The following is a 19,176-nucleotide window of genomic DNA, read 5'->3' on the forward strand; positions in this document are numbered from 1 at the left end:
TATGGGGATTATTTTTAAAGTAATTAGTAAAATAATTGGGTTTATTAACCAAACAATTGCAGCAGTTGGTATTAGTGCTGGTGTTGCAATTGCGTTTACAAATGTTGTAGCAAGATATGCATTTGATGCATCTCTAGTTTGGGCTACTGAGTTGACAATTTTTTGTTTCTTGTGGAGTGTATTTTTTGCAGCAGCATATTGTTTCAAAAAAGATGCACACATTGCAATTACAATTGTTTTAGATGCGGTTCCAAGTAGAGTTGCAAAAATCATGTTATTAATTTCACACTTAGTAACATTTATTTTCTTATGTGCAGTTTCATACTATGGTTATGAGTATTTATTGTTAGTTATTGATTTAGAAGAGATGTCAATTGACTTAGGTATACCAATGTGGATTCCATATTTAGTTATTCCTATTGCATTTGCCTTTGCTGCTTATAGAGTTGGGGAGAGAATTCATGTAATTTTATCAACTTCTCATGATAAAATCTTAAAAGAGAGTGAAGCAGAACATGTTTTAGCTGAGATGGGTATTGGTGCACACAGAAATAAAGACAATGAAAATGTACAAGAATTAAATAAAATGGTTAAAGAAGTAGAAAAGAAAACAGGAGGATTACTATGAGTGTAGCTGTATTATTTGGGATATTTTTCTCATTAGCTGTATTAGGAACTCCTATTGCTATATGTTTAGGTGCTGCAACATTTGCAACACTTATGTTATTTACGCCTATTTCTCCTATTGAAATCTCTGCAATGATATTTGAAAAAGTTGAGCATTACTCACTTATGGCAATCCCAATGTTTATCTTTGCTGGTAACCTTTTATCAAAAGGATCTGCTGCTCAAAGAATTATTGAATTTGCAAAATCTTGTGTAGGACACTTACCTGGTGGTCTTCCAATCTCTGCTATTTTTGCATCTATTATTTTTGCAGCAGTTTCTGGTTCATCTCCTGCAACAGTTGTTGCTATTGGTTCAATTATGTTTGGAGCAATTATGCAAGCTGGTTACCCAAAAAGATATGCAGTTGGAACAATTGCTACTGCTGGTTCTTTAGGTATTTTAATTCCACCATCAATTGTACTTATTGTTTATGGTGTAACTGCAGAAGTTTCAATTGGTAAACTATTTATGGCTGGTGTAATCCCTGGACTTATGCTAGGTGTTATGATGATGGTTGTAACTTATATTGGTGCAAAAAAATTAGGTTTTGAGAGAACTGAACCACAACCACTAAAAGTTAGACTTTCAAAAATGAAAGATGCTTCTTGGGGGCTAATGACAATTGTAATTGTTATTGGTGGTATTTATGGTGGTATTTTTACACCAACTGAAGCTGCAGCTGTTGCTTGTGTATGGGCATTTATTGTATCTGTATTTATTTATAAAGATATTCAAATTTCTAAAATTTATATTACAGCTTTAGAATCAGCTAAAACAACTGCAATGATTATGTTTATTATTGCAAATGCAATGTTATTTGCTCACTTCTTAACAATTGAGAATATTCCTCAACACATTACAGAAGCATTAGTTGAAGCAAATGTAAATAAATATATGTTCTTATTAATGGTTAACTTACTTCTAATTTTAGCTGGTTCATTTATGGAGCCATCAGCTATTATTATGATTATGGTACCTTTATTACTACCTGTTGCAGTTGCACTTGGAATTGACCCAATTCACTTTGGTATCTTAATTACAGTGAATATGGAACTTGGAATGGTGTCCCCACCTGTTGGTCTGAATCTATTTGTAACATCAGGACTTACTGGTATGAGTATAAAAGATGTAATTGTAGCGGCATGGCCTTGGACATTAACAATCTTAGTAGGACTTATACTAATTACGTATATTCCGGAGATATCACTATTCTTACCAAATTTAATGTTTGGATAAGAAGCATTAAAAAAATAAAAAAAAAGGGCTTAGTATAAAACTAAACCCTTTTTACATTTTATTACTATTAAGACATAATCTCTTCAATAGTAATATAATCACCAACTCTACCAGTCATTTGCTCAACATCTGTATTTACTGGAAGTGTTTTCTTACCTGGTCTCCATCCTGCAGGACATACTTCACCAGTTTTAGTTGAGTGTTGCCAAGCTCTAACTTGTCTTAAGAACTCATTTACATTTCTTCCTACCATTGGAGCTTGAACTTCTTGAGCAACTACTACACCTTCTGGGTTAATTAAAAATCTTCCTCTTAGTGCAACACCTTCTTCTTCAATCATTACACCAAATGCTCTACTTACTTCTCCAGTTGGATCAGCTGCAATTGTTAATTTTAATCCTGCTAAAATTGGCTCAGTCTCAACAAATCTTTTATGTGAAAATTTTGTATCTGTTGATACTGCTGTAATCTCTACACCTAACTCTTGGAACTCATCATATTTTGCATTCATTGCTGCAATCTCTGTTGGACATACAAATGTAAAATCTGCTGGATAAAAACATACTACATTCCATTTACCTTCAAAATCTTTACTATCAACTGTTGTGTAGTGACCTGTTTTTGAATCATATGCTTCCATTTTAAACTCTGGTGCTTTTCTTAATACTAAACTTGAACTCATTTTTTCTTCCTTTTTTTCTATTTTATTTTCTTGTTGTTTGTTTGAAGTTTCTTTTTCTTCAATTGGTTTTGCTCCTGTATCGCAAGCCATTTTTAATCCTTTCATTATAGATATTTTTTATCAAACGATAATTTTTATCCTTTAAGCATTAGAAGTATATCACCACAAACTTTAAACTTATATTAAATTATTATTAGTTTTACTTATAAAAAATTATAATATAATCTAATGAATATGTTCATGACCATGAGTATGAGAACTTTCATGATTTTTTATTATAAGATTCATTTTTTCTTCATTTAATACTTCTAAATCTTTATTATTATATTTTTCTATTAATTCATTACTAGTAATTCTAGCATCACCAGCATAATAGATATTGATACTTGTATCTTTTAATTTTTTATATGGATTTATTCCCATCTCTTTTATTACAATATCTTTTACACCTTTTTTTAAAAACCAATTTATTAATTCAGATCCATGATCAAATGGGTTTTTCTCAACTGTTAAATTAGCACCATCATAAAAAGCAAAATATTTTGCTTTTCCAAAAAGTGGAGATACTGCTGCATTTTCTTTATTTGTTTTTACTGGAAACGTTATCATTTTTAATCCTTATATATTATTTATTACTATTTTGTTAAATTTACAAAACTATCAAATTTTCTTTATATTTTTTAAAATCAATTTATAAGAAATATAAATAACAAGAGGCCAAGTGCATAGCCAAATTATTGAACTTAAATATTCCATTGAGTCATCCTTTAATAAGTATGTGTATGAGGATCTTCTATCTCCTCTTTTGTAATTTTCACCTTATCCATTTGCATCCATGCATAAAAAATGTAAGCTAATACAAAAGGAACCATAAGTGACACATAAGACATCACAGTCAATGTATAATGACTTCCTGAACTATTTATAATAGTTAAAGAACTTTGTAGGTCAAAACTTGATGGATAGTATGAGGTATTATTAAATCCTACATTTAAAAATAAAGCCATAACAGTTAAAACAACACCTAACCCACCAGTTTTGATACAGCAAGTTTTATTAAAATGTATTGTTAAAAACACTGCAATAACTACCATTAATATACCAATTATAAACATTCCTAAAACAAAAGGCATCTCTAAAAAATTTATTAGATATTTATACTCTTGCATATAAATTTTTAAGTTTTCATCATAAGCAAAACCTGTTTTTGTGAATAAAAGAGATAAAAATAATAAAAAGAAAACTAAAAAAATGGGCATATCTATTTTGATACTTTTGATTGCCCTTTTCCTTATAGTCTCATTATCAATATTATTTATAAAATACAATGCACCTAAAATTCTAACTAAGAAAAAAAGTGCAAAACCTAAACTTAAATTAAATATTGAAGATAAAGCTTCTAAACCTCTTATCGAAGTATGCCAATGTGAAAAGTTATTTTCATCTACACTAAAAGCAGAACCAGAAAAAAATGTTGCAATGGCAACTCCAAGTAAAATTACACCTAAACTTCCATTTATAAATAAAAAAGTTTCATATACTTTTTGACCTAAGAAATTGTTTGGTTTCTTTCTATACTCATAACTAACTGCTTGAATAATAAAACAAAATAATATTGCCATCCATACCCAATATGCTCCACCAAAACTAGTAGAATAAAAAAGTGGAAAAGCGGCAAATAATGCCCCACCAAATAGGACTAAAGTAGTAAATCCAAGCTCCCATTTTCTACCAAGGGAGTTTATTAACATAGTTTTATATGTTTCATCACCTTTAGCGACTCTTCCTAAAAGAGTCTGACCACCTTGAACAAACATAATAAAGCCAAATAATCCTCCCAGAAGTGAAATTATTATCCACCAAAACTGTTGTAATTGTAATAAAGTTAATTCTTCAAACATATCAGTGCCCTCCTTCAGGGCCAATTTTTATCTGACCTATCATGATTTTTATCTCGGCAATTAAAAGTGCTGTAAATAAAAAAGCAAACATAAAAAATGTAGTCTTTACATTTGATGTTGAGATATCAGTAACAGCAACGCCTACTGGCATTAAATCCTGTATTGCCCAAGGTTGTCTTCCAACTTCTGCTACAATCCAACCTGCCTCACTTGCAATATATCCTAAAGGGATAGAAGCAACAGTAACTATCAAAAGCCACTTATAGTTTAAGATATCTCTTTTAAGTGTAAAGAAAAGAAGTAAAGCAAATAAAAATAAAAACCAAGCTCCAAGGGCAACCATTAAGTGAAAAGTGTAAAAGGTTAAAGGGATTGGAGGAACAATATCTTCAGGATTTTTTAAATGTCCATATCCAAAATATTTCATATTTTTAATTAGAATCTTTTCATATTTTTGGATATTTTCTACATTATTTTCTCTTTTTGCTTTTTTATACTCTTTTAAAGCATTTATAGCTATTTTTCCTTTTTCCATTTTTCTTTGAGCTGATTCAATGTTATAGGTTTCATTTCCATAAACTAAATCTTTAAGACCAGGAACAAAGGCATGAATATCGTGATAAGCTAAAAAAGAAAGGGTATAAGGAGCTTCAAGTTCAAACAAAAATGTTTCTTTATCATTTGTTAAAGTTTTTTTTGGATTTAATACTCCAATCCCAACAATTCCAGCATCAATTTTTCCTTCATACAATCCTTCCATCGCTGCTAATTTAACAGGTTGTTTTAGGGCAACTTGGTGAGCTGATTCATCACCTGTTATAGTAATAAATATTGAAGTGATTAGTCCAAAACTAGCTCCTACAATAATTGATTTTTTAGCAAACTCAATCTCTCTTTTTTTTAATAAGTACCAAGCTGAAATTCCAACAACAAAAAGTGAAGCTACAATATATCCACTTGAGATAGTATGTAAAAACTTTGAAATAGCAACAGGAGAAAAAATAACATCCCAAAAGTTTTCCATTTCATTTCTAACTGTATCTGGATTAAATTTCATTCCAGTGGGATATTGCATCCAAGCATTTGCAACTAAAATCCACAGGGCACTCAAATTTGAACCAACTGCAACAAGCCAAGTTGATAAAAGATGAAAACCTTTAGAAACTTTATCCCACCCAAAAAACATAACAGCAAAAAAAGTTGATTCCATAAAGAAAGCTAAAATTCCTTCAACTGCTAAGGGTGCTCCAAAAATATCTCCCACAAACCAAGAGTAATTTGCCCAGTTTGTTCCAAATTCGAACTCCATGATAATTCCAGTTGCAACACCAATTGCAAAGTTTATTGCAAATAGAGTCATCCAAAATTTTGTTGTTTTCTTCCAAAACTCATCACCTGTTTTTACATAAATTGTTTCCATTATTGCAATAATAAAACCAAGTCCCAAAGTTAAAGGAACAAAAAGCCAATGATATATTGCAGTAAGTGCAAACTGAGCTCTTGACCAGTCTACTAAATGCTCTTCCATTAGTTATCCTTTATAAGATTTTTTAATACAAATTCAATTTTTTCATTATCACTTTTGTATTCAGTTTTAATAGTTTTGTCATAAACAAAAATATTCAAAAAAAGTAGTATTACAATTAACTTTATAATAATGACTTTCCATAAGGTTCGCCCTATTTTTAGGTTTAAAAAACCTTCTTTGTATAGTAGATATATATTAGTTAGTTTATTCATACTTATAACTTTTATAATTTATTTTTATGTATTATACTCCAAATAAGTTAATTTCATGTTAAATTAATTATAAGTTAAAATTATAATATGTAGGATATTTATCAGTATTGATTCTAAAATATTTTAAAGTTAAAGGATTTAATTTTTATGTTTTTTGATTGTTTTGTGAGTGTTTTATGATTTTTAAAAGGAAAAGTTTTAAGGCGTATATAATTAGCATAGAAGTTTTAGTTTTCTTCTAAAAAATATTTCAAAAGTTTTGTAACTCTTTAAAATATCCATTTAGAAAACTAACTAACTATTTTATAACCTCTATGTCTAATAGTTTCAATAAAGTTATCATCGAACTCTTTTTTTAGGGCATTTCTAATTAGATTAATATTAACTTCAATAACATTATCAGATACCATTTCTGGTTCTTCCCAATTAGTTTGAAGTAATTCATCCTTTGAAATAGAACCTCTATGTCTATTTTTTAAAAGATACGCAAGAATTGAAAACGACTTACCTTTTAAATTCACAACATTTTCATTATCATCAAAAAGTTGTTCATCTTTCATATTAACGATAAATTTATCTTTATATAAAATATTTTCTTGAAAGTTTTCTCTATGAATCGATTCTATTTTTGTTAATAAATATTTAGTAGACACAGGTGACTGAAGTATATCCATTGCGCCATTTTTTAATAAATCTAATTGAAACTCTTTTGAAGGTTCATCACAAATAAATATTACCGCTGTAAACCTACAATTAATATTGTCTAAAATATCTTTACAATCATAATAATTACTTGAGTTAACAAGTATCATATTATAATATCTTACTTTACTATGATAAATAGCATCATCCATATCTTCTGCTACATCAATAATATAAAGATTATTCTCTTCTAAATGTTCAATAATTTTTTCATCAATATTATATGATAATAATCTCATAAGACCTCTACTTTTGTTATATACACTTTTACTTTAGCATTGTCGGAATAATACATAAGTTATGATAAATTCTAACTTATTTCATGTAGTTTTTTTTACACAATTACTATATCTTTACATAATGTAAAGTTTTTTATGAAATAAAGGCTCGATTTTACTAAATAATTTAAATAAAAGTTCATCACTCTTATTTTTAATATATTTTTTATATAATTACATATTTGATAATTTAGAAAAAGGAAATTGATGGCTTTATTAGATAATAATAAAGATGTATTACCATTAGCAAGTATTGCAGAGATTTTAAATGCAAAAATTAGAACACTTAGAATGTATGAAGATAAAGGTTTATTACCTAAGAAAAAAGATTCAAAAAAGCTTTATTCAATTAGTGATATTAAAATAGTAGCTTTTGTTCATTATTTAGCAAGTGTGAAAAAGATTAATGCAAATGGAATAAAATATATAATTGAAATGTTAAATACAAACATGGATGAAAAAAATAGAGAAGAATTTCTTGTAACAGTTGAAGAGAAAATGGAAAAGATTTCAACCTCTGATATAAATGAAGTAGAGATTATTTAGGTAAAATAATCTCAAACCTTGCGCCAAATTCTCCATCTCTAACTCTTAACTTACCATTCATATTTTTATCAACAATAGTTTTAGACATATAAAGACCTATCCCTGTTCCATGACTATCTTTTTTTGTTGTAAAATATGGATCAAAGATTTTACTTTTTGGTTCAACTTTAATTCCACCACCATTATCTTCAATATATAAAATTATTTTGTCACCTTGATCTTCTGTATAGATTTTTATCCAAGGTGATTCTATTTTTTTCTTTATCAATACATCTTTTGCATTTGTGATAATATTTAATAAAACCTGTTTAAATTCATTGTAATAAGTATTTAAAACAAGGTTATTATCAACACAGATAGTTATATTAATTCTATTATTTGATAAAGTACTTGACATAATTGTCATAACCGAATCCATAGCCAACTTTAATGTAAATTTCTCTTTTTCTTTTTTAGGTAAGAAAAAATTTCTAAAGTCATCTATTGTATGAGACATATATTCTAAAACCTCTTCAGCTTCTTTTGCTTTTTTATTCATAACTTCATCATCAAGTTGTCCCATTGTATATTTAAACTTTATATTCATCAAAATAGTTGAAAGTTCAGATAATGGTTGTCTCCATTGGTGGGCGATATTTGATATCATTTCACCCAAGGCTATAAATCTTGATTTTTGTACTAATAATTGTTCATGTTCCCTATTCTTTTCAACTTCCTCTTCAACTCTTTTTTCAAGAGTTAAATTTAAATCCCTTAAAGCTTGAGATTTTGATTGAACACTTTTTTGATATCGTCTAAACACCTCATCAATTTTTTGAGAAATTAATATAGAGATAAAAATTGCAATTGTTAAAAATAGTATAAACAAAAGAATGTTTTGAACAACTTGATTTTTAACTCTGTTTTGTAGATGTATTTTCTTTTTTGCAATTCCCTTTTCAATATCATCAACATAAATACCAACAGCAATTACCCATTGCCATCTTGGAAAATATTTAAAATAAGAAAGCTTTTGATTAATCTCATTAGTATAAAGCTTTGTGTATGCATATTCAGTAAAAGATTCACCTTTTAATCTTATATCATCCATAAACTCTTCTCTAAATTTTTTACCATTTTCATCTGTATAATTTGTTGAAATTGTTTTACCAATTAAATCTGGTCTATTTGGATTAACAAGAAGTTTAGCAAAACTATCCCCACCATTTATATCTAAAATTTCATATACAAAAATATAGTTACTTTTGTCATTATCAAAGGAGATATTATTTAAAAGTCTAATCATATCAGCTTTAAGTTCACTCTCATCCTCTCCACTTTTAGTCGAATTATATTTAATAATATCTATAATAGTATTTATCTCTTTTTTTAGATTTTGTTTTTGTAAGAAGTATTGGTCTTGAACAAATTGTTCCATTTCCACATGAAAATCTTCATAGGTGTTTTTTACATAAAAATAGGATATCAAAAGTATCATTGAGGTCATAATTATTATAAAAACATAAATAATAATTTTCGATATATTCTTCTCAGTAATGAATTTCAAGTCAAATTTCCCTATAAAGTAATTTTAGGTATCATACCATATCTTATATGAAAAGGCAGTTTTGATGGATAAAGCATTAATTTCTAAACTTAGTAGTTTCTCTGTTTTATATGCAGAAGATGAAGAGGGAATTAGAAATAATATTAATGAAATATTAAAACAACTATTCAAAAAAACTTTTGTAGCTAAAAATGCAAAAGAAGCATTTAATATGTATGAATCAAATAAACCAGATTTAATCATTACAGATATTAAAATGCCAAATGAAACAGGAATAGAGTTAATCAAAAAAATCAGAAAAAGAGATAGTAAAGTTAGAGTTATAATCACATCTGCACACACTGATTTAGATTATATGCTTGAAGCGACTGAACTACATTTAGTAAAATATATTATAAAACCTATAACTGAGGGTAAACTATTTGAAGCATTAGAAGCTTTTATTAAAAGTTATGACACAGCTAGAGTATACAATTTAAAAGAGGGTTGGCTTTTTGATGAAAGCAAATCACTAATTACTACAGAAAACAATGAATTTAAACTTACTAAAAAAGAGAATCAGTTTTTAAAACTTTTAATTCAAAAAAATAGAATTATTACATACGAAGAGATGGAAAATATTATATGGACTGAAGATAATATAATGACTCCAAATGCTATGAGACTTTTTATAAAAAACTTCAGAAAAAAACTACCTGAAAATACCCTAAGAAATATTCAAGGTACAGGCTATAGATTAGTTTTAGACTAACCTATTAGCTTTGTATCGTTATCTATATTATTGTCTAAATCATAACTTCTTAATTTTTCTAGTTGTATAAAATAGCTATGTCCTAGATATATTATAAAAAATACAGCAGAAAAAAGCATCAACGATGGGATTAAAGATAAAAAATATAAAAATGCTGTTCTTAATCTAAAAGCAAAAGCTTTTTTCTTATGAATAGCTTTATACTCATCTTCACTTAATATAGTTGAAGCAACATCAAAATTTAATAGTTTATGGAAGAAATAATAAACAGGAAAGTTTATTGCAATAATATTAACCAATGGAATAAAATATAAAGGGATAAAAAGAATAAACAATAACACCATAATAAATCCACTTTTAAGGGCAATCCATAAAGGTGTAAGTAAAGAACCAAAACCATTGGTTTGTAAATGGGAATAGTGCCTTTTATGTAGAACCTTTAAAATCATAGGTGTTAAAAACCCAATAATAATAACAGTTAAAAAAACTGAAAACATCATTACAAATATAGTCCCAACAGTATAAATTAAAAAACCAACTAACCATGAAGTAATAGAGTATTTAAACAAAAATGCGATTATTGAAGTCATCCAAATAAAATAAAATGGTGCTTGTTCATCTACTGTCACCTCTTGACCAGATTGCACTTGTTGCACATAAATCTCTAAAGAATCAAATCCATATCCTGCAGCAGTGTAAAAAAATATCAACATTATAATCAAAGTAAAAAGCAATGGCAAAATTGCAATTTTTAACATATCTTTTGTAAAAAAGTCTTTTATACTAAGACCTATTACTTCACCTTCTAATAAATCTCTTTTCATAAACTATCCCTTCATTTGCTAATCAAATCTTTTTCTATAATCACATTTTTGACAAAGCTCTTCTATTACTTCACCATTTTTAAAACCATTTTGAATATCTTTTACTTTTTTTGAGTTTAGGATATCTTTTAATTGTGTATTGTTCGTATTCCCTAAATTAATAACTGCATCTTTATCTAAACAACATGGAACAACAGTTCCTGAACTTAATACTCCAAAGTGAGAATCTAAACCATAACAAAAACCTTTGTTACTTACAAATTCATTGTTTAAACTTGGCCAGTTAAAATAGTCATCAAAATTAAAAAATATCATTCTATCTATTTTAATATTTTTTGGTTTCTCTTTATAAACATTTTCCATGTCTATTTTACAATCAAATTTTTCATTTACTAAATCAAATACGCTTTTATTAAACTCTTTTGCACTTTGAGACTCATCTAAATTCCAAATTCGTAAGTTAATAAAAAAGTGTTGCCGTTTCTCTTTTGCATATTCACAAAAACTTAAAATTGGTTCTAAATACTCTTTTAAACTCTTTTTATGAGAATTAGCATTATAAGAATTTATGGAAAAATTGATTTGTCTAATTGTTTCATTCATCAAACTATCAAAATGAGTTTCATTTAAATTATTTGCAGTTGTAGTAATATTTACTTTTAATTTATGTTTTCTACTAATTTCTAGATATTCTTGTAAATTTGATAATACTAAAGGATCCCCAACAATATGGTAAGCTAATTCATTGGTTACCTCTTTTAATTGATTATTTAAATCATCAAAACTTTCAAGACTCATAGTTTGATTTGGTAAATTTTTAGGAGGGCAGAAACTACATTTTAAATTACATATATTTGTAATTTCCACATGAACTTTTCTAAATTTTTTAATAATCAATTCCTATTTTAAAAGATATGGAAGATCACGTTTTAAAGACTCTAATAAATCTTCATTTAAAAAGAATTTTGCAAATTCTTGTTCCTTGTTTTTATAACAATAGCTGCAAACATATCTATTTCTTTTGATTAATTCTATTGTCTCTTCTAAAATTGTTTGTAACTCTTCATCACTATTTTTATAATGATTATACATAGTTTTTAAAGGCTCTTCTAAATTTGTATCTTTAAAGAAAACTACATTATCTTCAAGTAATTCAATAACATTTTCATCATTTGATTTTATATTTAAAAATGCTGTTTTAATATCATCCATTCTAAGGTCAAATTTATACCCTAAAAGTAAAAGTTCTTTAAAACTATTTATATCATTTTCTTGGAAATAATATTGCAATAAAAGTGTCAGATAATGCTCTTTTACATCACTATCATAACTTTCTATATAATCTAAGACATACTCAACATCATCTATTTTATTTGTTTCTAAAAGTGTTTTATGAATAATACCAACTTCTGCTATTATTTCGTGTAATCTATCACTCATTTGTATCCTTAAGCTTTATAAAAATTAATTAGAAATTGGATTAATAAATCTAAGTGGAGCGGGAGACGAGACTCGAACTCGCGACAATCTGCTTGGAAGGCAGAGGCTCTAGCCAACTGAGCTACTCCCGCTTATCAGATTGGAATTATAGCATAGATTAACTATAATTACAAAAAAGGATTAATCTATGATAAAAACTCCCCATTTAAGTACTGATGGTATTATAAAATTATATGATGAAAATGATATCTTTAAAGGAATTGTCCTAATTGAAAGATTAAATGAACCTCATGGTTTAGCATTACCAGGTGGTTTTGTTGATATAGGTGAAAGTGTTGAAAACGCTTTAGTTAGAGAGATGAAAGAGGAAACAAATTTAGATGTAAAGATATTAAATCTCCAAAATATTTATTCAGATCCATCTAGAGATCCAAGATTCCATACTGCTTCTGCTGTTTATGTTTGTGAAGCAAAGGGAAAACCAAAAGCACAAGATGATGCAAAAGAGGTTTTTATATATCCAATAAAAGAGATACCTTTAGAAAAACTAGTGTTTGATCATAGAAAAATTATTGAAGATTTTCAAAAAACTATTAGATGGTAAAATAAAAAAGAGGAGAAAGGAAAACTCCTCTGTGAAGTGATATGTATGTAAATTTATTTTAACGAAATATATACATAATCTTATTTTTAAAGTGACTATAAACTATACAAGTTTCTATCTTTTTAATAATTCTACTTTAAATAAGACTCCTCCATCTTTATTTTCTTCTAAAATCAATTTACCATTACTTTTTTCAATTATCATTTTTAAAATATATAAATTGATGTCAAACTTTTTTGTTTTTAATAAATGATTTTTATCCAAATAAATTTTAAAATTTTCAAAGTTTGAATAAGTTGAATTATCAAAATATAATATTGATATTTTCTCTTCATCATCTTTAATTTCAATATTTATCATTTTATTGTCAATTGTTGTTTTTGAAAAAGAGTTTAAACTAACTAAAAGTAATTTTGAAAAAATCTGTTTTAAATCTTCCTCAACCATATCAACAACAATTAAATTATCCCCTATAAATTTAATTTCAATTTTTTGTCTATCAAATTCACTTCTGAATTTAAATAAAACACTATCAATAATAACTTTCAAATTATGTTTTGCAATTTTTTTATCAACTTGAAAAAGATTTGAAAAATCTGATAAGCCCTCTTCTACTCCATTTATTTCAGATAAAACCTTATTAAGACTTTTAGCAAAAACATCATTCATATTTGATTCAGATATCAACTCCATAGATTGTAAATAAATTTTCATATTAGATATTGGCTTTTTAAGTTCATTAGATATTAAGCCAACTAAATCATTCATATCTTTTAATTTTTCTTGTTGAAGGATTTTTTCATCTTTTTTACGAATCTCTTCTATTTGCTCTGAAACTTTTTCATTTAAACTATTATTTAAAATTTTTAATTGTTTTGTAGTCCTTGATAACTTAAGATGTAATTGAACTCTTTTTAATAAAACTTCCGGATAAAATGGTTTTACAATATAATCCACAGCCCCTAGTTCAAACCCTTGAATAATATCTTTCTCATCATCTTTAACCGTTGAAAAGATTATTGGAATATTTTTATATTTTTCATTATTAGTAATCTCTTTGCAGGTTTCATAACCATTCATCACAGGCATAATTACATCTAAAAGAATTAAATCAATATTAGGGTTTTTATCTAAAAGTTCTAAAGCTTTTTTCCCACTTTGTGCGAAAAGCACTTTATAGTCTTTTAATATTTTCATTGCAATTTGAAGATTTTTTGCATCATCATCAACAATTAAAATTGTTTGCAAATCATCATTTTTCATAAGTACTTTCCTCTAAAAGTTTTAATTTTACATAATTATTTGCCTTAGTAACTAATTCAATATTAATAAAAGGCTTTACAACATAATCAATTCCACCTACTTCATAAGCTTGTTCAATATCTTTTGTAGAATCTTTCCCCGATAAAAAAACAATTGGAATATTTTTTGTTTTATCATCACTTTTAAGTTTTTTACAAACCTCAAAGCCATTAATATCAGGCATCATAATATCTAATAAAATCAAATCAAATTCTTGTTCTGAAGTAAGTTTTAAAGCCATTTTCCCATCTTTAGCATAAAACATTTTATGCCCTTCATTTTTTAATATATTCATGGCCATCTGAATATTTTTTGGTACATCATCTACTATTAGAATTTTTCCTTTAAACACTTAACTTCACCTTTAGCTTTTCAATATTTTCATTATATGTATTCATTAAATAATCAACTTTTTCTATATCAAATGAATTTATATTTGTTATTAAATCTTGAGCATAATTTCTTAATAAATCAATTTTATTTTTCACAGCTAGATCTAAAACTTTATTTGCAAACTCTTCAATTAAAGTAAAATCTCCACTCTCTTTTACAAAATTATACTCTTCTTTTAAACTATTTTCTAAATCACTAATTACATCTTTTAATTTTTCTAAATCATATTCTTCTTTTTCTTCTTCTTCGATAATATTTTCTTCTAGTTTTTTATATTTTAGATGTTTAGTCATTTCAATTATTAAATCTTCTAAAATAACAGGTTTTCTTAAATATCCATCAAAACCAAAATCTGTAACTTTTTCAAAATCTTTTCTCATAACTGAAGCAGTTAAAGCTATTAATGGAATTTTACTAAGTTTTTCATCAGCTTTTATTATTGTTGCAGCTTCATAACCATCCATAACGGGCATTCTTAAATCCATTAAAATTAAATTAAAATTAACATTTTTTAATCTATTTATGGCCTCTTGACCATCTTTTGCTTCTATTATCTCTAAATCAAAATTCTTTAGTGCGGCAATCACTAGTTGTCTATTTTCTTCCACATCATCAACAACTAAAATAGTAGACTTTTCAAAAACTATTGATTTTGTATCAATTTTACTTTCAACTAATTCTTCATTAATTGAACTAACATCTAAATCATATAATGTAACTTTGAAAGTACTACCTTTTCCCACTTCACTTTCTACTTCTATTTTACCATTTAACATTTTTGCTAATTTTGCACAAATTGATAAACCTAAACCTGTTCCACCATATTTTGCAGTATTTTGATTTTCTTGTTGTTCAAAGGCATTAAAAATCGATTTTAAATTCTTTTTATTTATACCTATTCCTGTATCTTCAACTATAAAAACTAAATCTACTTTACTTTTTATTTCATTTTTATAAAGGGACATAGCTTTTAGTTTTATTTGCCCTTTATCGGTAAATTTAATTGCATTTCCAATTAAATTAAATAATATTTGTCTAACCCTTACTCCATCTGTGATAATATATTTTGGTAATTTTTCATCAATTTCCATAATAAAATTGATATTTTTACTTATAATTTTAGAATGAAAGATTGACTCCATCTCAATAAAAACACTTCTTGGATTTATAGATTCTTTTTTAATTTCCATTTTTCCAGCTTCTATTTTTGAAAGGTCTAAAATATCATTTATAATTCTAAGTAAAGAATCCCCACCTTTTTTTATTGAGTTTAAATATTCTTTATGGACTGGATTATCTATTTCTTTATCTAATATCTCAGTAAAACCTAAAACTGAATTCATTGGTGTTCTAATTTCATGGCTCATATTTGCCAAAAATTCACTTTTTTGTTTTGCTAAATTTTCTGCTTTTACCTTTGCATCTTTTAATTCTTCATTTAATTCTTCAACATGATTCTTTTCATCTTCAAGTTCTTTAGTCCTAGATAATACTTTGTTTTCTAGATTTTTATTTAAATCCTTTAATTCAAAAGTTTTTTGATCTACTAAAACCTGTAATCTTCTATTATTAAGAGTAAAAAACAATATAATACCAATTGTTCCAATCACAACATACCAAACAATCCTATAGTCAACAATAGGTTCAAATGCTATATCATTAAACTTATTTTTTATCTCTAAATGTTCCATCTCATTTATTGAAGACATAAATTTAGACAAAATATTATAAAGTAAATCTTCACTTCTTTTTACAAAAAGAGTTAATGATAATTTCACATCAACTGAACCTACGATTCTTAAATCATGCAAACCAAAAGATTTAATAGAGTAACTCATTAAAGCCGCTGTACCAAGCATGGCATCATATTTTTTTGACACTAAATCTGTAAGTCCCTCTTTAATATTCTCTACTTCATAAAACTTTAAATTTGGATATTTTTTATAAATCTCCTGCACATAACCATAACCTTTAATAATTGCGATTTTTTTATCTTTTAAAGAATTTAAATCTTCAACAAAACTAGTATTGTTATCCATAACAATTACCACTTGACTCTCAATATAAGGTTCAATAGGTTTATAATATTTATATAAGGCTGTATTTTTAATATCATCGGAGATAATATCAACTTTGTTATCTTTAGCTAAAGATAATGTTTCAGACCAAGAGTCAGTTTTAATCTTATCTATTTTTAAACCAACAAAATTTTCAAATTTTTTTAAATATTCTGAAACAAATCCAATATACTCACCTTGTTCGTTAAAACCTTCAAAAGGGAGCCATTTAGGATCCCCTGCAAAAGTTATTTTAGGTGCAGAATCAAGCCATTTTATCTCTTCTGAACTAAGATTTAAACTATTTTTATCATTGATTTTATAAACTTTATTTTGTAAGGCATCTAATTTTTCTTGGGGAATTTTATTATGAGCTTTAATTAAAATTGATTGTAAAATTTTATATTTTTTACTAAGACCTATATATACTTCACCATATTTATTATAAAACTTTTTTCCAATTTTTAAATTATAGTTTTCTAAAAATTTCTCATTTAAACTATATATTAAAATTGCATCTGCTTTAGAATCCTTTTTTTCCAAAGATTCATACATCTTTGTATTTTTATCTAAAACGATGGTTTTAATATTTAAATTTAAATTCTTTACTATTTCATTTGTAATAGATTCTTTTTGTAAATAAACAGTCTTATTTTCCAAGTCTTCTATAGATTTGATATCATTATTTTCTTTTTTAACAACAATATACATAGGAGTATAGAAATAAGGCTTTGAGAACAAAAACTGATTATCTTCTCTATCTTGACTCCAACTTAAATCAAGTATACCGTGAACTTTTTCACCTTTTATAGTAGCTTTTATTCCAGTAGACCATTTATCAAAATCAGTAAGTGAAATATTTAAACCTCCATATTGACTAAGAAGATTAATATAATCTATGTGAACATTTTTTCCAAGAATATCAGATGCCCAATAACTCATTTTAGCAATTTTTATTACTGGATTTTTCTTTAACCAAAGTAGTTCTTCTTTTGTATACTCCAATGAAGCACTGTGTAAGTCTAAAATCTTTTTATCATAACAGATATCTATTCTACCTATTTTTTTAGTCTCATATTCAATAATTGATGAATCAATAATATTTCCATTGCTACATGTAAAATCTTTTTTTTCTTTTAATTTATATTGCCAATAGATTTCATCATATTCTAAATCAATTATTTGAACAGATAAAATATTGTTTTTCTGTTTTATATAAGGTATTATTAATTCATCAAAGGAATCTTTATCAAGTTCAAAAAGTGGTTTTGAACTAATATTTGCTAAAGTTAAAGTATCTTTATAAATAGCAAAAAGAGGCGTTAAGAACAAACTTAAAAACAATACAAGTTTTATTATTGTTTTCATTTGAAATCCTCAATTAGATTTTTATAATTATTCCAATAGCTTGTACTATTTTCTTTTGGTACTAGCCATTTAGAAAATATTTCTTTATATTCATCTTTATCTCTTAATTTTTCAATACTTTTATTTATATCTTCTATAACTTTTTTACCCCAAGGTGATTTTGAACAAGCTATAGAACCAAGTACACCCTTTTCATAATTTTCTTCAATTGGCAAAAAAATCAACTGATTATTATCTTTATTTCTTGCATTATAAAAACTAAGTGAACTATAATAATCTATTGTATAATCAACTCTTTTTCTTTTTATCATCTCAAAAATTGCATCTGTTATATTTTTTGATGATTTTCTAATTTTAAAATTTGGTTTTTCTTTATATTTGTTTACTATCTCATCTAAAGGTAATCCATAACCTCTTCCCATACCTTGAATAAAAATAAACTTTTCATTTGCCATTAAATTGTCTAAAGAAATGGGAATCTTCATAAAAAACTCTTTATTTTCTTTTCTTGTGATAATTCCCAATGGTTCATAATAAACATTAGGAATAGAAGTTATAACATATTCAGGAGTTGTATTATAAATCCAAGTAGAGAAGCATACATTTTTTTTATGTTGAAAATTTTTTATTACTCTTGAAAGTGCACTTTGTTTGATTTCATGATTATAATTACTTAAATCTTTTATAATCAGCTTTTGAAATAAATCACCAAAGCCTTCATTTTTAAATTTACCCTCATTTATATAAAAAGGAGGTGCATCATTAATAAGCCATGTTATTTTATCATTTTGGTTTGAATATAAAAAAGTAATAAGAAAGATTAAGGAGAGAAAACTTTTCAAAAAAAACTCCTTGAGTTACATTGTTATTATTGTAGCACAGAACTTTAATAATAATCTTATATATATGTAAATCTATTATTAAATAAGAGTTTAAGTGTATTAAAGGAGCAAATTTTATATAAAATAATATAGAAATAAAAAAAGCCCTATAAGAAAGATGAAAACATCAAACTTATAGAGCTTCTTTAGTGGAGCGGGAGACGAGACTCGAACTCGCGACAATCTGCTTGGAAGGCAGAGGCTCTAGCCAACTGAGCTACTCCCGCAAAAATGGTAAAAGAAATAAAAACTAAAT

The 19,176-nt window shown here is 26.4% G+C and carries 19 protein-coding genes and 2 tRNA genes; 5 read left to right on the forward strand and 16 right to left on the reverse strand.

Going from position 1 to position 19,176, the window contains the following annotated elements; genetic code table 11:
- Position 1: 1 nt before the first annotated feature.
- Both FDK22_RS10915 and FDK22_RS10920 read left to right on the forward strand, forming a co-directional pair.
- The gene (locus FDK22_RS10915) at positions 2–628 is read left to right on the forward strand and encodes a TRAP transporter small permease (RefSeq protein ID WP_171012977.1); all 627 of its coding nucleotides are present in this window, start codon (positions 2–4) and stop codon (positions 626–628) included.
- On the forward strand, positions 625–1,905 hold the full coding sequence (locus FDK22_RS10920; RefSeq protein ID WP_138152993.1) for a TRAP transporter large permease: 1,281 nt from the start codon (positions 625–627) through the stop codon (positions 1,903–1,905). Before FDK22_RS10915 ends, FDK22_RS10920 begins: the two co-directional genes overlap by 4 nt.
- Positions 1,906–1,972: 67 nt before the next feature.
- On the opposite strand, the gene FDK22_RS10925 is transcribed toward FDK22_RS10920, so the two are convergent.
- The 6 genes from FDK22_RS10925 to FDK22_RS10950 form a co-directional block, all read right to left on the reverse strand.
- A complete protein-coding gene (locus FDK22_RS10925; RefSeq protein ID WP_138152994.1) occupies positions 1,973–2,677 on the reverse strand; it encodes a peroxiredoxin in 705 nt (234 codons plus the stop codon).
- 135 nt (positions 2,678–2,812) lie between these two features.
- Positions 2,813–3,196, reverse strand: coding sequence for a NifB/NifX family molybdenum-iron cluster-binding protein (locus FDK22_RS10930; RefSeq protein ID WP_138152995.1), 384 nt, complete (start codon positions 3,194–3,196; stop codon positions 2,813–2,815).
- 158 nt (positions 3,197–3,354) lie between these two features.
- The gene (gene cydB, locus FDK22_RS10935; RefSeq protein ID WP_138152996.1) at positions 3,355–4,488 is read right to left on the reverse strand and encodes a cytochrome d ubiquinol oxidase subunit II; all 1,134 of its coding nucleotides are present in this window, start codon (positions 4,486–4,488) and stop codon (positions 3,355–3,357) included.
- Between the two features lies 1 nt (position 4,489).
- Entirely contained in the window at positions 4,490–6,016 is a 1,527-nt protein-coding gene (locus FDK22_RS10940; RefSeq protein ID WP_138152997.1) for a cytochrome ubiquinol oxidase subunit I, read from the reverse strand.
- On the reverse strand, positions 6,016–6,228 hold the full coding sequence (locus FDK22_RS10945) for a DUF4492 domain-containing protein (protein WP_138152998.1): 213 nt from the start codon (positions 6,226–6,228) through the stop codon (positions 6,016–6,018). The genes FDK22_RS10940 and FDK22_RS10945 overlap by 1 nt, the downstream gene beginning before the upstream one ends.
- Before the next feature lie 290 nt (positions 6,229–6,518).
- Entirely contained in the window at positions 6,519–7,169 is a 651-nt protein-coding gene (locus tag FDK22_RS10950) for a winged helix-turn-helix domain-containing protein (protein WP_138152999.1), read from the reverse strand.
- A gap of 246 nt (positions 7,170–7,415) precedes the next feature.
- Here FDK22_RS10950 and FDK22_RS10955 point away from each other — a divergent pair, with 246 nt between their 5' ends.
- Positions 7,416–7,754, forward strand: coding sequence for a MerR family transcriptional regulator (locus FDK22_RS10955; protein ID WP_138153000.1), 339 nt, complete (start codon positions 7,416–7,418; stop codon positions 7,752–7,754).
- Here the strand turns inward: FDK22_RS10955 and FDK22_RS10960 are convergent.
- Positions 7,747–9,231 (reverse strand): cache domain-containing protein, encoded by a 1,485-nt coding sequence (locus FDK22_RS10960; RefSeq protein ID WP_228711698.1) that lies wholly within the window; start codon positions 9,229–9,231, stop codon positions 7,747–7,749. The two genes, FDK22_RS10955 and FDK22_RS10960, sit on opposite strands and share 8 nt — an antisense overlap.
- Positions 9,232–9,364: 133 nt before the next feature.
- Between FDK22_RS10960 and FDK22_RS10965 the strand changes: the two genes are divergently transcribed.
- Positions 9,365–10,051 carry a response regulator transcription factor gene (locus FDK22_RS10965; RefSeq protein WP_138153001.1) on the forward strand — a complete coding sequence of 229 codons (687 nt, stop codon included), beginning with the start codon at positions 9,365–9,367 and terminating at the stop codon, positions 10,049–10,051.
- On the opposite strand, the gene FDK22_RS10970 is transcribed toward FDK22_RS10965, so the two are convergent.
- From FDK22_RS10970 to FDK22_RS10985, 4 genes are all read right to left on the reverse strand, one after another.
- Positions 10,048–10,875, reverse strand: coding sequence for an EI24 domain-containing protein (locus FDK22_RS10970; RefSeq protein WP_138153002.1), 828 nt, complete (start codon positions 10,873–10,875; stop codon positions 10,048–10,050). The two genes, FDK22_RS10965 and FDK22_RS10970, sit on opposite strands and share 4 nt — an antisense overlap.
- An 18-nt stretch (positions 10,876–10,893) precedes the next feature.
- Complete coding sequence (locus FDK22_RS10975; RefSeq protein WP_138153003.1) at positions 10,894–11,772, reverse strand: radical SAM/SPASM domain-containing protein; 879 nt, start codon at positions 11,770–11,772, stop codon at positions 10,894–10,896.
- Between the two features lie 3 nt (positions 11,773–11,775).
- Complete coding sequence (locus tag FDK22_RS10980) at positions 11,776–12,315, reverse strand: hypothetical protein (protein WP_138153004.1); 540 nt, start codon at positions 12,313–12,315, stop codon at positions 11,776–11,778.
- Between the two features lie 54 nt (positions 12,316–12,369).
- Positions 12,370–12,446: transfer RNA gene (locus tag FDK22_RS10985), tRNA-Gly, on the reverse strand.
- 56 nt (positions 12,447–12,502) lie between these two features.
- On the opposite strand from FDK22_RS10985, the gene FDK22_RS10990 reads away from it, so the two are divergent.
- Entirely contained in the window at positions 12,503–12,919 is a 417-nt protein-coding gene (locus FDK22_RS10990; protein WP_138153005.1) for an NUDIX domain-containing protein, read from the forward strand.
- A 114-nt stretch (positions 12,920–13,033) separates the two neighbouring features.
- On the opposite strand, the gene FDK22_RS10995 is transcribed toward FDK22_RS10990, so the two are convergent.
- The 5 genes from FDK22_RS10995 to FDK22_RS11015 all read right to left on the reverse strand — a co-directional run bounded on the left by FDK22_RS10995 (position 13,034) and on the right by FDK22_RS11015 (position 19,147).
- Entirely contained in the window at positions 13,034–14,182 is a 1,149-nt protein-coding gene (locus FDK22_RS10995) for an ATP-binding response regulator (RefSeq protein ID WP_138153006.1), read from the reverse strand.
- Entirely contained in the window at positions 14,172–14,573 is a 402-nt protein-coding gene (locus tag FDK22_RS11000) for a response regulator (RefSeq protein WP_138153007.1), read from the reverse strand. The genes FDK22_RS10995 and FDK22_RS11000 overlap by 11 nt, the downstream gene beginning before the upstream one ends.
- Complete coding sequence (locus tag FDK22_RS11005; RefSeq protein ID WP_138153008.1) at positions 14,566–18,039, reverse strand: ATP-binding protein; 3,474 nt, start codon at positions 18,037–18,039, stop codon at positions 14,566–14,568. Before FDK22_RS11005 ends, FDK22_RS11000 begins: the two co-directional genes overlap by 8 nt.
- On the reverse strand, positions 18,036–18,881 hold the full coding sequence (locus FDK22_RS11010) for a TIGR02285 family protein (protein WP_138153009.1): 846 nt from the start codon (positions 18,879–18,881) through the stop codon (positions 18,036–18,038). The genes FDK22_RS11005 and FDK22_RS11010 overlap by 4 nt, the downstream gene beginning before the upstream one ends.
- A gap of 189 nt (positions 18,882–19,070) precedes the next feature.
- Positions 19,071–19,147 (reverse strand) — tRNA-Gly (locus FDK22_RS11015).
- Positions 19,148–19,176: the final 29 nt, after the last annotated feature.

Origin of the sequence: Arcobacter arenosus, from assembly GCF_005771535.1 — a bacterium.
Classification (GTDB): Bacteria; Campylobacterota; Campylobacteria; order Campylobacterales; family Arcobacteraceae; genus Halarcobacter; species Halarcobacter arenosus.